Source organism: Arsenicibacter sp. R0_47 (assembly GCF_057652235.1).
Map to the genome: position 1 here is coordinate 84,050 of NZ_JBYFCJ010000010.1, position 15,638 is coordinate 99,687.

The 15,638-nt window shown below is 53.5% G+C and carries 8 protein-coding genes; 7 read left to right on the forward strand and 1 reads right to left on the reverse strand.

Annotated elements, in window-relative coordinates:
* Window positions 1–132: 132 nt before the first annotated feature.
* The 3 genes from AC23NW_RS18050 (at window position 133) to AC23NW_RS18060 (ending at window position 6,430) form a co-directional block, all read left to right on the forward strand.
* Window positions 133–1,974 (forward strand): 3-keto-alpha-glucoside-1,2-lyase-like domain-containing protein, encoded by a 1,842-nt coding sequence (locus tag AC23NW_RS18050; RefSeq protein ID WP_487451049.1) that lies wholly within the window; start codon window positions 133–135, stop codon window positions 1,972–1,974.
* Complete coding sequence (locus AC23NW_RS18055; RefSeq protein ID WP_487451051.1) at window positions 1,974–3,545, forward strand: MGH1-like glycoside hydrolase domain-containing protein; 1,572 nt, start codon at window positions 1,974–1,976, stop codon at window positions 3,543–3,545. Before AC23NW_RS18050 ends, AC23NW_RS18055 begins: the two co-directional genes overlap by 1 nt.
* A gap of 89 nt (window positions 3,546–3,634) precedes the next feature.
* Window positions 3,635–6,430, forward strand: a complete 2,796-nt coding sequence (locus AC23NW_RS18060) for a glycoside hydrolase family 95 protein (RefSeq protein WP_487451052.1) — start codon at window positions 3,635–3,637, stop codon at window positions 6,428–6,430.
* A gap of 52 nt (window positions 6,431–6,482) precedes the next feature.
* Here the strand turns inward: AC23NW_RS18060 and AC23NW_RS18065 are convergent, their stop codons facing one another.
* Window positions 6,483–7,880 carry a sulfatase-like hydrolase/transferase gene (locus tag AC23NW_RS18065; RefSeq protein ID WP_487451054.1) on the reverse strand — a complete coding sequence of 466 codons (1,398 nt, stop codon included), beginning with the start codon at window positions 7,878–7,880 and terminating at the stop codon, window positions 6,483–6,485.
* Between the two features lie 131 nt (window positions 7,881–8,011).
* Between AC23NW_RS18065 and AC23NW_RS18070 the strand changes: the two genes are divergently transcribed.
* From AC23NW_RS18070 to AC23NW_RS18085, 4 genes are all read left to right on the forward strand, one after another.
* The gene (locus AC23NW_RS18070) at window positions 8,012–12,847 is read left to right on the forward strand and encodes a hypothetical protein (RefSeq protein ID WP_487451056.1); all 4,836 of its coding nucleotides are present in this window, start codon (window positions 8,012–8,014) and stop codon (window positions 12,845–12,847) included.
* Window position 12,848: 1 nt separating this feature from the next.
* Window positions 12,849–13,874, forward strand: coding sequence for a hypothetical protein (locus AC23NW_RS18075; protein ID WP_487451058.1), 1,026 nt, complete (start codon window positions 12,849–12,851; stop codon window positions 13,872–13,874).
* A gap of 29 nt (window positions 13,875–13,903) precedes the next feature.
* A complete protein-coding gene (locus AC23NW_RS18080) occupies window positions 13,904–14,533 on the forward strand; it encodes a hypothetical protein (protein WP_487451059.1) in 630 nt (209 codons plus the stop codon).
* A 441-nt stretch (window positions 14,534–14,974) separates the two neighbouring features.
* Entirely contained in the window at window positions 14,975–15,538 is a 564-nt protein-coding gene (locus tag AC23NW_RS18085) for a Crp/Fnr family transcriptional regulator (protein ID WP_487451060.1), read from the forward strand.
* The last annotated feature ends 100 nt before the right edge of the window (window positions 15,539–15,638 follow it).

The following is a 15,638-nucleotide window of genomic DNA, read 5'->3' on the forward strand; positions in this document are numbered from 1 at the left end:
CTCAATCACTCAATGTTAAGATACCCGAATAACTCGCTAATTTTCTATAAAATCTCCATAAGTAAACACTCGTTCTTTGTATAGTTCAACTGTGCTCATGCAGAACGAAGAATGAGCCGGATGGGAAGGGATATGCACGAACGAATCAAAAAGTGGGTAGGATGCTGGACCTGCTGGCTGTGGCTGGCTGGCTATGCCGCTGCGCAGCCTGCTCTGCCGTATACAAAAATCCCCCTCGATAATTTTGCCGCCTTTCAGCGCCCGTCGGCCACCACGTGGCGGATTGTTGGCGGGGTGATGGCAGACCGCCATCGCGAAGAGGACCTGCAGACCACGTCGGGGCAGGGCATGCTGGTCGTCCACCCCGTCGTGACGAACCGCGGCAACCTGTTCACCCGCATGACCCACGGCGACCTTGAACTGGAATTTGATTTTCTGATGCCAAAAGGCTCTAATTCAGGTGTCTACTTACAGGGGCGCTATGAAGTACAACTGCTCGACAGCTGGCGGAAAGATACGTTCACCAACAGCGATTGCGGCGGGCTTTACCAGCGTTATGACGACTCAACCAAAACGATTTTCGGTGGTACCGCGCCAATGCTGAACGCGTCCAAAGCGCCTGGCTTGTGGCAGCACATGTATGTCCGGTTCCGTGCGCCGCGCTTCGATGCACAGGGCCGGAAAACCGCCAATGCGCTGTTTGAAGAAGTCAAACTCAACGGCGTCCGGATCCACCTGAACAAAGACGCTACCGGCCCGACTATGTCTGCCGCCTTTCCCGATGAGCAACCCTTGGGGCCGCTGATGTTTCAGGGCGACCACGGGCCGGTTGCATTCCGGAATATTCAGTACAAAGCCTTTACATCGGGGCAGATCCGCCTGTCAAACATGCAGTATAAGGCGTATAAGGGCTTGTATAAGTCAGTAGAAGCGATGGCAGATCAGACGCCGGTGCGGACGGGGACGACCGATACGCTGTCGTGGCGGCTCGGCGACCGGAAGGCGCAGCTGGCCGTCGAAGGAGACATGGAGGTACCCCGTTCCGGCGATTACCTGTTCCGGTTTGTCTCCGGAGGCTGGGGTTGGTTGTTTATTGACGGGAAGCCGGTTATCGATACTAAGGGCAACCGCGATTTTGAACGGTCGTTCTATGCAACGCAAACCCTGACGGCCGGCAAGCACCGGTTTCAGCTGTATTACGGCAACTCCGACGAAAGTCTGGTCTGGTACTATGAAGGCCCCGGCATTCCGTGGACGCCCCTGACAACGCCCCGTTCATACCGCCACACGGTTGAACCCGAACCTTTACCGGTTACCGTCGCCGACCGGACGGAACTGGTGCGCGGGTTTATGCTGCACGCCGGTAAAAAGAATGCTTACCCGATTGCCGTGGGAATACCCGGCAAGCTTAACTATGCCTACGACCTGAATACATTCAGCCCGATTACGGTCTGGCAGGGCCCTTTTGCCGACGTGTCGAACATGTGGGTTGAGCGGGGCGAAAAGCAACTGCTCATGCCGCTGGGCGCACCGATGGAACTGGCCAACCGGCCGACGGTCTGGCAGCCGGAGCGGGCCGATAGTCCGTGGCCCGATTCGGTGCTGATCGATCAGAGCCCGTTTACGCGGTCGGGATACCGGCTGCGGAACAGCCTGCCGGTGTTTTACTATACCTACAAAAACTGGTCGGTCGAGGATGCCATTGCGCCCGCTGCTGACCGCAGGAATCTGACCCGGACACTGACAGTTTCGGCCGACAAACCGGCTTCGGGACTCTATTGCCTGCTGGGTAGTGGTTCGGCCATTGACCCGCTGGCCGACGGCAGTTACGCCATCGACGGCAAACGCTACTACCTCGAACAAATCCGGGGCGGTAAGCCGGTTATCCGGCAAACCACTAAGGGGTACGATTTGCTGATGCCGGTGCCGGCAACCTCCGGAAAACATACCATCACCTACACAATCGTCTGGTAATGAAATTTATAGTTCTTGTGAATAAAAAAGTGCTGCATTTACTTACGGCTTTAATGCTGGGTTATATCCTGACACCGTATGGTGCGGCTGGGCAAGGTATTTTGACAACGGACAAGCTGAAAGCCCATGTCAATTACTTTAACTCGATTGACGATGAAGCCGTCGTAAACTACGTGCCGAATGCAAAGGCATTTGACTGGCTATCGAAAAATGTACCGCTGTTCGATTGCCCGGATTCGGTGCTGCAAACAGTCTACGACTACCGCTGGTGGTCCATGCGCAAACACCTGAAAGAAACCCCCGACGGCTTTATTTTCACGGAGTTTATCACCAAGGTAAACCATGCCGGTAAACACAATGCGATCAGCAGCGCGCTGGGCCATCACATTTACGAAGGCCGCTGGCTGAAAAATCAGCACTATCTGAATGACTACATCAAATTCTGGCTGTACGTCGATCCGAAGCATACCGTGCAGCGGTTTCATGCGTTCAGCAGCTGGGTAGATGATGCCGTCTACAACCGGTATCTGGTCAACCAGGATCAGGCGTTTATCCGCGAAAACCTGCTGACGCTCGACGCCGATTACCGGAAATGGGAAGCTGAGCGGCAGGTGCCGGGCGGGATGTTCTATCAGTTTGATGTGAAAGATGCGATGGAGGAGTCGATTAGCGGGGGGCGTAAGGAAAAGAACATCCGGCCGACTATCAACAGCTACATGTATGGCAATGCGCTGGCGCTGGTGAAGATGGCAACGCTGGCCGGTAACGATACGCTGGTACGCCGGTATACTGAGAAAGCAGCGCAGCTGCGCAAGATGACCATGGACAGCCTCTGGAATGCGGCCGATTCCTTTTTTGAGGTAAAGAAGGAAAAAGGGGGCTTTGCCAACGCCCGTGAGGCCATCGGTTTTATTCCGTGGTACGTCAACCTGCCCGACGACACACCGGCCTATGCTGCACAGTGGAACCAGCTGACCGATGAAAAAGGCTTCCGGGCGCCCTGGGGCCTTACTACTGCCGAACGCCGTCACCCGCTGTTCCGGACCCACGGCTCGGGCCACGGCTGCGAATGGGATGGACCTGTCTGGCCCTTTGCCACTACCCAAACACTCAAAGGCTTGTCGAACCTGCTGACGAATTACACCCATCACGGCAGCATGACGAAACAGGTGTTTTATGACGAACTGCTGAAATATGCGAAGTCGCACACCATGAACGGGAAAATATACCTCGGTGAATATCAGGATGAAAAAAACGGCGAATGGCTCAAGGGCGATAATCCCCGGAGCAAGTTTTACCATCACTCTGGGTTTGCTGACCTGATTATCAACGACCTGATCGGACTGAAACCGGCTGACAACAACGTTCTGGCTATTAAACCGCTGGTGCCCGACGGCCACTGGGATTGGTTCTGCCTTGACCGTGTCCCGTATCACGGAAAAATGATCACCATCCTCTGGGACAAAACCGGCCGGCACTACGGCAAGGGCAAAGGCTTCCGGATTTTCGCTGACGGCAAACTCATCGCCCGGTCCGGAAAACTTCAACCCCTGACCGCTACTCTGAAGTGATAGATGTTCAGTATATTACGCAGAAAAAATGCCCCAACGGGGCTCAATCGCTAACACAGAGCATCACCCTGTGCCTCCCTGACCTGACTATGAAACTCTTTCACCAGATCGCCTGTGCCGTACTGGGCATGCTGCTCCCTGCACTCTCTCAGGCCCAGTCCTATACATTATGGTATACGAAACCGGCCGAAAAATGGACCGATGCCTTGCCGGTCGGCAACGGCCGGATCGGCGGCATGGTCTTTGGCGGCGTCACCCGCGACCGCATTCAGTTCAACGAAGAGACACTCTGGACCGGCGAACCGCGTGACCCTAACCACAAGGGCGCGGTAGCGTATCTGTCCCAAATCCGGCAGCTGCTGGCCGACGGCAAACAGAAAGAAGCCGATGCCCTTGCCGAAGCGCACTTTATGGGCCTGAAAAGTAAGGACGGCAACCGCGAACAATGGACCGCCGACATGCTGGCCGGTAAAGGCATTCCGGGCAATCCGGCCAGCCCGGACTATGACGACAGCGGCTGGAAAACTATGCCGGTGCCCGCCTACGACGGCTGGGAGTCGGTCGGCCTTGACGGCCTCGACGGCGCGGTCTGGCTGCGGACTACGGTGACGATCCCCGACGGCTGGCAGGACAAACCAGTAGTGCTGGACCTGAACCGCATCCGTGACTACGACCGGACGTTTATCAACGGTAAGCTGGTTGGCACCTCGCAGACGCAGGACCCGCGTAAGTACATCATTCCGGCGGGTGTGCTGGTGGCGGGCAAAAATGTGCTGGCCATTCAGGTCCTGAATTACTTTGATAAGGGTGGGGTGGCTGGTTATAAGGATACCTCACGGCCCATTGCCCTCTACCCGCAAGGTAAAACCGCCGCCGACGGGGTAGCGCTGAATGGTAACTGGAAATATGCGATTCAGAGTGACGAACCACCGGCAGTCGGGAAATACCAGGCCGATTACCAGCCGTTCGGTGACCTGTACCTGCGTTTTCCGGGACTTACCAATGCGACCGGTTACCGCCGCGAACTGCTGCTGAGCGAAGCCGTGAGCCGGACCCGGTTTACGGCCAATGGTATACAGTATACCCGTGAGTACTTTGTGAGCCAGCCCGATCAGGTGCTGGTGGTGCAGTTAACAGCCGACAAACCCGGGAGTCTTCAGTTCAGTGCCACGCTGGGCAGTCCGCACAAAAAATCGTCGGTGCGCCGGATTGATGACCGGACCCTGGCGATGGCCGTGCAGGTCCGGAACGGGGCCTTGCGGGGCGAAAGTTTTCTGCGGGTAGAAACGCAGCGGGGGAGTGCCACTGTTTCCGGCGATTCGCTGGTGATAAAGGGGGCTGATGCGGTTACGCTGTATCTGTCGGCGGCCACCAATTATGTGTCGTATCAGGATGTGTCGGGTAATCCGGTGGCGTTGTGTCAGCGGGCATTGGCAGGCCTGAGCGGTAAGTCGTTTGCGCAGATCCGGCAGCGGCATGTGCAGGAATACCAGCCGTATTATAACACGTTTTCGGTACAACTGGGAAGCCCGTCGGCACCGGCGGATAACCTGCCGACCGACGAGCGGCTGGCGCGGTTCGGGAAAACCAACGACCCGTCGTTTATGGCCTTATATATGCAGTATGGCCGTTACCTGCTTATCTCAAGTTCACGCCCCGGCACCCGCCCCGCCAACCTGCAGGGCATCTGGAACGACCTGCTGGCGCCGCCCTGGGGCAGTAAATACACGACCAATATCAACATTGAAATGAACTACTGGCCGGCCGAAGTGCTGAACCTGTCGCCCCTGCACGACCCGTTGTTCGGCATGATTAACGACTTGTCGGTGGCGGGCCGCGAAACGGCGCGGGCGCATTACGGCGCCCGTGGCTGGGTGCTGCACCACAACACTGACCTGTGGCGGGGCACCGTGCCGATCAATGCCGCCAATCACGGTATCTGGGTCACAGGCGCGGGCTGGATGAGTACCCACCTGTGGGAGCATTACCGGTTTACGCAGGACAAAACATTCCTGCAACAGACAGCCTATCCGGTAATGAAAGAGGCGAGCCGGTTTTTCGTTGATTTTCTGGTGAAAGACCCGAAAACGGGCTGGCTGATCAGTACGCCGTCGAACTCACCGGAAAACGGCGGGCTGGTGGCCGGCCCAACCATGGACCACCAGATTATCCGGACACTGTTCCGGTATACGATGGCGGCCGGCGAAGCACTGAACACCGATGCGGCTTTCCGCGATACCTTACGAACAAAAATCGCACAGCTGGCCCCGAATCAGATCGGCCGCTTCGGGCAGTTGCAGGAGTGGCTGGAAGATAAAGACGATACGGCCAACAAGCACCGGCACGTGTCGCACCTGTGGGGTGTGCATCCGGGCAACGACATTACCTGGGAAACAACGCCCGACCTGATGAAAGCCGCCCGGCAGTCGCTGATCTATCGGGGCGATGAAGGAACCGGCTGGAGCCTGGCCTGGAAAATAAACTTCTGGGCCCGCTTCCGCGACGGCGAACATGCGCAGCAGATGGTACGGATGCTGTTGCGGCCGGTGTCGGGAGCCGGTGGGTCATACCTGAATCTGTTCGATGCCCATCCGCCGTTCCAGATCGACGGGAACTTCGGCGGCGCGGCGGGTATGGCCGAAATGCTGATTCAGAGTCAGAACAATACGATTGATTTATTGCCGGCCCTGCCGTCGGCTCTGTCGGAAGGCAGCGTGAAAGGTATCCGGGCACGCGGCGGCTTTTCACTGGACTACGCCTGGAAAAACGGGCAGGTCACCAGCCTGACGGTGACGTCGCTCGCCGGGCAGCCCTGCACGCTGCGTGTCAACGGCAAAGAGGTGAAATTGGCAACGCAGAAAGGGAAAACGTATCGGGTGTTGTAGTGCCGGAACTCCCCGAGGGTTTAAAACCCTCGGGGAGTTTGTTTTTAGCCATTTACAGCTTCGGCAAACCCGACCGCCAGGCCAGTACCGCCGACCGCATACCGGCCACCTGCTCCGGCTGCTGCTCCGCCAGATTGGTCGTTTCCGACGGGTCTTTCCGCAGGTCATACAGCTCCGGATTCGACCCGTCGTCATTGATCAGCAATTTCCAGTTTCCCTGCCGGATCGCCAGGTTCGGGCTTTTGTCGCGGCCTGCCGGATACCGGAACGACTCCGTATTACGGCCATATTCCCAGAACAGCGTTTTCTTGCGCGGCACCGCTTTCCCCAGCAACACATTCGCCCGGTTTTCGCCGTCTGTCCGGGTCAGGTCCGGCTTTGCGCCCGACAGACTGACAAACGACGGGAACAGGTCCAGCGCACTCATCACCGACTCGTCATCGGTTTTACCCTTCGGCGTTTTGGCCGGATACCGCACGAGGAACGGCATCCGGATACCCCCTTCATAGAGCGATAGCTTACTGCCCCGCAAAATACCCGACCGCACGCCCTGAAACGTCGGCAGGGCGCCGTTATCACTCGTAAAGACAATCATGGTGTTGTTGTCGATGCCCAGCGCTTTCAGGCCGTCGAGCAACCGGCCGATCTGCACGTCAAGGTCGGCCAGTACCGCTTTAAATTCGCGGGGCTTTTCCGTGCCTTTCGGTGCCTCGTTAAGCGTCGTTTCGTCGGCTACCCACGGCGTATGCACATCGTCGGGCCAGAGATTGATGTAGCACGGTTTGCCGGGGTTACGCTTCAGGAAGTCCAGCGTTTTGTCGACAAAGTAGGCAGTGCGTTTCCAGCGTTTGATACTGTCCGATTTGGCCCAGATCCAGTCGGTCGAGGTCAGCAGCGGATCGGGGTCGGGACTTTCCCACGTACTGGCGTATTCATCAAAGCCATATTGCCGGATGCCGGGCGCATTGTCGACATCGCGGCCGCCGCCCATGTGCCATTTCCCGAAATGGGCCGTGGCGTAGCCCTGTGCTTTCAGCGATCGGGCAACGGTGGGCGCCGAGGCATCGAGGAAATCAGCCTGCTGACAGGTACGGTTGTGTTTACGGTCGGCCAGAAACGAGGTGATCCGCCATTTGCCCGGCACCGTACCGGTGGTCAGGCCCACACGCGAGGGCGAACAGATCGGAGCCGCACTGTAGTAGTTGGTGAATTTAATGCCTTCCGAAGCGAGCCGGTCGATATTCGGTGTCGGCGGCAGTTGCGGACCTGCCTTGGCGGCGGAGGCACCGGTTTCGCGGTAGCAACCGACGTCGGCAATCCCCATGTCGTCAATCAGGATCAGGATGATGTTCGGTTTTTGGTCAGCCGTTGGTCTGGCTGGCTTTGTGGTGAAAGCCAGTGTACAGGCGCTGATGAGCAGGATAGCAACGGGTATTGCGCGTAAGGTCATTAACGTGGTTTGTGTTGGTTGGCGGTAGCGCAGGGTTAACGGATGCGCTATCGGTTCAAACAAGGTCTTCACTAACCCAAAGCGATTATGGGGCAGGGGTTACTATGTCAGACAGGTAATTGTTAGACCGATTGCCAGACGCCATACTGACGGCCACAGGCTGTGCATCACCGGCGGATACGCGCTGGAGCAACGGGCAGACGGGTAATCCGCTGCTGGTGAATCCGGCGCAGACGGGTAATCCGCTGCTGGTGAATCCGGCGCAGACGGGTAATCCGCTGCTGGTGAATCCGGCGCAGACGACCACATTCTATGCCGTCTGCGAAGCCGGCCAACTGGTCAGCGAGGCCTCCAACAGTATCCAGATTACGGTTTCCAACCCGCTGTCGGTTACCGGCCGCACGGTATATGCCGAAAACGAAACCATTCTATTGACCGCAACCGCTTCCCAGACGGCCGGTGTAAGTTATGCCTGGAGCGGCCCCAACGGCTTTACAGCGACGGGTGCCACCCTACAGCGGATCGGCGCAACGACCGTCTACAGCGGGACCTACAGCGTCACGGCCAGCTCGACAACGGGCTGTGCGGGTTCGGCCTCGGTAGTGGTGACGGTGACGCCGTCGAGCGTTACCTCCTGCACAGGTGTGTCGGTAAGCATAGTGGCCCCGGCCAGCCTGACGGCAGGACAGCCCCTGAGTCTGAGTGCGGTGGTGAGTCCGGCCAGTACCAGTGCGGTCTACAGCTGGAGAGGTGCGAATAGTTTTACGGCTACCACTGCGTCGGCCAGCATCCCGGCCACTACAACAGCCAACAGCGGTATTTACAGTGTAACGGTTACGTGGTCGGGGAACAGCTGCACGGCGACGGCCACGACCACGGTAACGGTTCTGCCGGCCAGTACCACCTCATGTAGCGGGGTTTCGGCCAGTATTGTGGCCCCAACCAGCATCACCGCCGGACAGACGCTGAGCCTGAGCGCGGTGGTGAATCCGGGCAGCACCAGTGCCACCTATACCTGGACCGGCCCGGCGGGCTTTACCAGTACCGCGAGCGCTCCGACCATCCCGAACACGACTACCGCCCACAGTGGTAACTACCAACTGATAGTCAGTCTTCCGGGTGGCTGCACCACCACGGCCAGCACCAATGTGACGGTGATTGTGAGCCCGGTAGTAAGTGCTACGGATTGCAACATCCGCATTGTGGCTAAAGATGCAACCGGCACCGAAACGGATTTAATCCCGCGCAGCACCACCGCCACCACCGGAGGCAGCTCGCTGACGCTGAGTGTCACGCACCTGGACGGCTTAGCCCTCACCGGCTATACCTACCAGTGGAGCCGGCAGTCGGGCACTTCGGCAGCTCTGTCTGTGGGTAGTACGCCGGTGCTTTCAGCTACCGCTATCGGGGAATATAAGGTGGTGATGACTTCACCGGAAGGCAGCACCTGTACGGCCTTCATCACCCTGCGCAGCAAACCATGCCGACAGGTGGCCCATACGTATAACTGTGGCACGACACCCGCTACGCCGGTGGGCAACGTGAACGACCCGCTGTTGACCAACCTGGCCCCCGGCGACACCATCCGCACCGGCGACTTTGATGTGGTAGTAATGACCGTTGCCGGCGGCTCGGGCGGCTGGACGGGTACGGGCTACACCGAAATTCCGTACCTGAAGAACACCCGCATTGCTGTAGAGCTGAAAGGGGCCGTGGTGAATGACTGCTATGAACTGGTGGGCGGCACCATCGTCTCGGCTTATGACCCGAACTGGGGCGGTTTGCAGGATGTGACACAGGTAGTGAACTTAGCGCAGGATGCCATAACGCAGTTAATTGACATCTATGCCAATTATACCGGTACACCGGCGGAACGGGAGAAAATAAGCACCCTGAATGCAGCACTTTGCGCCCGTCTTTCGGGTAACAATCAGTTAACGGCAGAGCAGAAAGCAACATTTGCGGCTGATTGTCAGTCGTATCAAACGTCATCGGCAGCATTTACAGCCTGTTATGCGGCTAATCACCCCGAAACGGGAACGGCTACCGGTGGAAGCGGACGCGTTGCCGCCGGATCGGTACCGGCTAATCAACAGGTTTGTACGTCTCCTGTCGAACAACTGAGCGACTGGAATACTACGTTATCCGGAATAGCCCCTGCGGCATCCAAAGACTCAAATGATATTTTAGTCGGGAAGAAAATAACGATACTGGCAAAAAATGATACCCTGATTATTGATGAACTTAAGATAGTATTCAGAAAAGGGTACTCGTTTACCTATAACCCTACCGTCCGGACGGTCTCTGTTACCGCTCCCGGCAAACCATCGGTTGAGTATGGCATTGCTATTGAAAAAGTAACCGGCATCTTTAAAGGCTTTTACCGGGTTGACTACCTGCAGGGGAATCCGTCTCCTTGTACCATTGCTGATAAGAAAATCGGGTATGAAAATAAAAAGGGCGCAACAGCCTGTGAGGAAGGCTATTTACATCATACAGACCCGTCGGCGTATGAGGAGATATATACTGTATATCCGACCTTTACGATAACCGGATCAGCGTTAGCTTTGATGACTCAGCGCAGCTCAGGAAAAGATCCCGTATGGACTGGTACGGAGAACGGGTACAGTTTAAAGCTGTTTGTAACAGACCAAACCACAACGCCTCAAAATCGGGCCGCAATTGCCAAAGCCGCCAATAAACCGGCATCGACCGATATCAATTTGTGGATTGACCATGGCGCTGATGGGGTGATCCGGTATGAATATTTCTATGGCAGCAAAATAAAGGCAAAGAATCCGGACAGGTTTGCCCGTTTCTTTGAAGCCTGGCTGCAAAAAATAAAACCGGCACCCAGCATGAGTGCTGAAAACCCGATTGCCCAGGTAATTGCCGGCATAGCCTCTATCGTGGACTCTATTCAGATGCCAAGGAAATATTGGGATTGTAACCTGACAGGCCCCGGAAAATATGTGCAATTACCCTGGATTGCAGATGCATCAGGTACCCCAACATATTTCATCACTCAGGAGGACTGGGCCTATTATTGCGGGCTGTACAATGGAACGGTAAATGTCATTGGTGGACTACCTCTTTTCTTAAACATGCTGATCGATGATCAGCAGCGTGCTCAGCTATGGAGCGACCTGAAACTATTGAAAGATATAGAAGTCAGTGACCAAACCGTTACCAAAGTCTTTGAGCTTGTCTATAATCCGGCTCAGAAGTGTGTAACAGCGTATAACAGAGGGTATGCCATCCCAACCGTTTTCTCTCTTTTTGTTGGAATCGGCGAACTGAACCTGCTTGGTAAAGCTAAATCGGCTATTTCCACCCTGTCATCTATGGCTCGTAAACTGCCTGCGGTTGGGGTAGGTATCCGGAAAGGCGTCCTTGCCGGTACGTTAGTGCTTGGCATCACTACTTCGGCGGGTGCCTTCCAGAACATACCGATTACATTAAAAGCCATTACCACCACCGTAAAGTCGGCTGTGCAGATAACCGGGAAATTCGAGAAGTTAACTGATGAAGTGGCAGCGGCCGCCAATGGCCTTGCCGCTACGGGAAACCGGGGCGTACTGGGAGCGAGTGAACTGGCCGTGGAGGGGTTGACGAAAACAATTGCAGGGGCAGAAGATTTAATCATCTTTCAATCGGCCGATAAACTGGCGATAGGCGTTGAAATTATCAATCAGGCCCAGCAAAAAACCTTCTCGGCACTGGCATTCTTCTCAGTTGTTGGCGGAGTCGTAACGTCGTATGTAACATCTGACCCATCGACAAATAACTGTAGCATCTGTACCGGTCGGGCCATGCCGACCAGCCTTTGCACGAAGTTGAGTACGCTGAGCAGTCGGGGGGGCACCAATGGCAGGTCTGGTGTAGAAAAGCTGTGTAGCTCGATACCGGACAATACGCGACTGGAAGCGATTGCCGATAAGTTAAACGGTTTCTCTCCTGATGAAGTGAGTGCGTTTATGGGGGATATTCAAGGGGCAACATGTAGTGCTGACTATCTGTGTGGTAATGTAAGCAGCCTGACACCCGAATTGGTTGAGGCATGGTTGGCCGAACATAAGGCTGTTACTACTTTAACTCGAACACTCAACCGGGATTGGCAGACATTGACCACTATCCGAGATATGCAAACGACGGATCGTATAAAAACAGAACGTTTGTTTACCATCATTAACACCAATGGTAGTGGAGTAGGAATACCTGGCACATTTACAGATCAAGTGATAACTTTACTCAAACGGTACTCAGATGTAGCCTGCCCTACTTGTAATAACCCAAGTGCCTATGGTATACCCTCTTTAAGGCTAGTATGGGAAAATGGGAAATATATGGTTGGCCTTTATGATGCCGGTCTGAGTGCGGCTTACAAACTGTTGAATGGGGGCAGCTACTTAAATCCATTATTCTCAATGCGCTCAGGTACTAATCATATGTTAAGCGATTTACGTAGTAGGGGATTAATTAGGGCTGACATTGATGATTTGGACAATACATTTCCTCTTAGTTCCAAAGAATTTGATGTAAAGCTTACTCCTCCCAATGGGTATATTGAGTACAAAAGCTACACGGAAAACTACGACGCCGGAAAACTAGGTGATATAGGTAATGGAACATGGAGTGATTTTGACCAATTCCTTACATATCTTTCCCAGCCGTCGGTTAGTAGACTCGAAGCTCCATATCTGGAATATATATTTGATGCCCGTAAGATATCTAACAAGGACAATATCAAAGTACAGTTCCAGAAAATGATGCTGACCAAAGATACTCAAGACAATTTTGTGCTTACCAATAAGGGTACTCTAATCTTTGAAACTATCTGGGCAAATGGAAACCTAAGGACAGGTTTATTTGGTAATAGGCTAGAGGTAGCGGCAAAACAGTATTTTACTAATACGTTGGTATCAGATATCAACAGTTCTTTCTATAAGTTCATAGATGTCAAATAGGATGTATAAAAGCAAGACGTTTAAAAGAAACATTATCGCTTTTAAAATAGCTAATAATAAGCTATTGGTGAAAGGACGAGGCAATGTATTGACTTTGGAGGATGAATATCTCAACAAAGACGTATATGATTTCTTTGTACTGGGGAATCTTTTTACATATAACCTTAATAATCAAGGTATTATGCAAAAAACAGATAAGAGTTTTATTAAGGTAACTCCAAGGTTATTTCTTAATTTTACCTTTACTGACAATACCAATTTATGCCTTCTAACTGATAAGGAAACGAATAATAAGTTATTTGCAAACAATCTTGAGCTTAGCAACGAAAAGCTTTTGTTAAACAATTACGATTGGGAGTTTTTGTATTTAAATCATTCTAATCTATACCTATACACCTCACAGTATTTAAAATCCCTTTCTCTTATAGTTAACGAATACGAATGGGAAGCTAATTTGAGCGAATATTGTCGGTATGAAGGATGGCAACAGGAAGGTAAACGCTTGGTTCACGAAGGCAGTATTACTAAAGTTATTGGAGAATATAACGGTATGTTGTGGCTAATTTGTTCGCAACGGCGTTTGCTGGGTTTGTCGCTCAAAACGGGACTGGTAAACGTCAATCTGTTATTAAGCAACTTGCACAACGATTTATTCGCAAATGAACCTTATTTGGATGTTATTGCCGGCGAATTGTCTTTTTTAGAATACCGCTACTACTACGTTATTGACCTGAACACCTTACAGTTAAAAGTAGTACACCGTCTACCGTTTACTGATATACGAGATGTAGTAGAGATGAAAACGTTTCAAGGTTCTTATGTCTACTTTACCTGTATAGTTCACCATTCTGAGAAAGAGAGCTATATATATATCGGCGTTTTTAATCGGTGTACCCTCCAAATCGATTGGCTTGAGAATCTCAACTTAAAAGAAAGTTGGGTGAATCAGCCTCCTCAAGTAGGAGCAAACAAGCTATATATACTAGACACAAGTGGCACCCTGCACATTTTCGAGCGCGAAAGCTAAAAACCATCGAACTTTTTACCCATAAACCCATGCACCACCACTACCCACGTACCACCGTCGCCCTCACCGCAGCCCTAGGCTTGTTGGTGGGTCCGCTATGGGCCCAACCCATGAAACCGGCCGTCAGTACGGATATTCCGCTGAATGCCTATAAGCTTCCACCTTTTCCGGTGGAGGTGCTGCATGTCAGCACGCAGCCGGGTGGAGGCGTCACCTTCACCAGCTACATGCCCATTGCCGGCCGCGTACTGCCCAAAAGTGAGACCCACACCGATGCGTCGGACCGTCCGAAAGGAGCGGAGTTCCCGTCTAATGCAGCCTGTTTCAGTACCCAGACCTACGATGCCGCCGGTCAGCTGACGGCGCAGCAAAGTGAGGTATTCTGTCAGCAGAAACCCGACAGCCCCAACTCAGACTTTGCCGTCTTTGGCACCATCCCTACAGACGGCCCCCAGCGACTTCCCTTCGGCGGCGACATGAGCCAGGTGCCGGTCCGCTATCCGCAGGTGGCCCTGCCCGAGCGCTGGACCGCTACCCCAAGCCTTTACAGCACAGGGGCCGGCCGAATCCACGCCGGGCGAATCCGGCCCGAGCTACTACGGGGATCTGTCGCTTCGGCGCTCCGATTGTGTGGCAGTTTGATGCGAAGCTGCAGCTGAAAAAGCAGCATGTAGTTGCCCTGGCGGCTTCCGATACGCCGGTATTTATCCGCCGGGCTATCCTCAACCTTGGCTTGTAGAAGTCGTCGCCCGTCATTTTATCAGCACCCGGCGTGAGCATCAATGCAACGCTGCGGGCAAGAAATAGCATTAAACTGGATCAGGCCGGTTGCCGGTAAGCCTCTGTCAGCATGTAGCTTGTGCACATACTGACAGGCCCCTGTTGGGCGTAGCCGGGTGGCCCGCTACTCGCTCCGTAATGACCTGACCGGATTCATCAGCATAGTAAATCAAAGCCCAATACCCATAATTGCCCCCAATGGCAGTAAAAAGACTGTTTTTGAGCAGTAGAGCCAGAAAACGCCGTCCGAAAGCTGATATGAACTTTTTACGAACCTGTAGGTTATATGTCCTGTTAAAGCGCTTTCGTGCCTCTTCATAATGAGCGAAATACTGAGAAAACAACTGGAAAAAATCACCCCGGTAACGGATTCCGAATTTGACTATATACTGTCGCATTTCACCAGTAAAAAATTAAAAAAACACCAGTTCCTTGTGCAGGAAGATGACCTGGTACCGAATGATTTTTTTGTGGTACATGGACTCCTCAAAGCCTGTTTTGTAAATCAGGACGGGAAAGAACACATCCTGCAGTTTGCCGCGGAAGACTGGTGGATTACTGATTATCAGGCCTATTTTAATCAAACGAAAGCTATTTTAACGATTGATTGTATTGAGCCTACCGAGGTGCTTTGTCTGTCGCTTTATAACCGGGAAAAGCTGTGCGCAGATATGCATAAGATCGAGCATTTTTTCAGGAAAAAATCAAATGCCGGCTACGTAGCCTTACAGCGCAGGATTTTGTCGCTGTTAAACAGCAGCGCAAAAGAGCGTTATGACCAGTTTCTGCAGCAATACCCGACCCTATTCCAGCGAATGCCCAAAACGTTAATTGCTGCTTACCTGGGTGTTTCCAGAGAAACGCTCAGCCGGCTTTCTGCTTAGTGTGACATACATCACACCAAATTTGTGATCTGCTTCCTGTGCCGGCAGCGCTGATGTGCGGACCTTTGTCGTGTCAAAATCAAACACAGATGACGATACG

Bases quoted from the DNA above. Each gene is read 5' to 3' on its own strand.
- AC23NW_RS18050 (WP_487451049.1), top strand. From the start codon at position 133: ATGCACGAACGAATCAAAAAGTGGGTAGGATGCTGGACCTGCTGGCTG.
- AC23NW_RS18055 (WP_487451051.1), top strand. From the start codon at position 1,974: ATGAAATTTATAGTTCTTGTGAATAAAAAAGTGCTGCATTTACTTACG.
- AC23NW_RS18060 (WP_487451052.1), top strand. From the start codon at position 3,635: ATGAAACTCTTTCACCAGATCGCCTGTGCCGTACTGGGCATGCTGCTC.
- AC23NW_RS18065 (WP_487451054.1), bottom strand. From the start codon at position 7,880: ATGACCTTACGCGCAATACCCGTTGCTATCCTGCTCATCAGCGCCTGT.
- AC23NW_RS18075 (WP_487451058.1), top strand. From the start codon at position 12,849: ATGTATAAAAGCAAGACGTTTAAAAGAAACATTATCGCTTTTAAAATA.
- AC23NW_RS18080 (WP_487451059.1), top strand. From the start codon at position 13,904: ATGCACCACCACTACCCACGTACCACCGTCGCCCTCACCGCAGCCCTA.
- AC23NW_RS18085 (WP_487451060.1), top strand. From the start codon at position 14,975: ATGAGCGAAATACTGAGAAAACAACTGGAAAAAATCACCCCGGTAACG.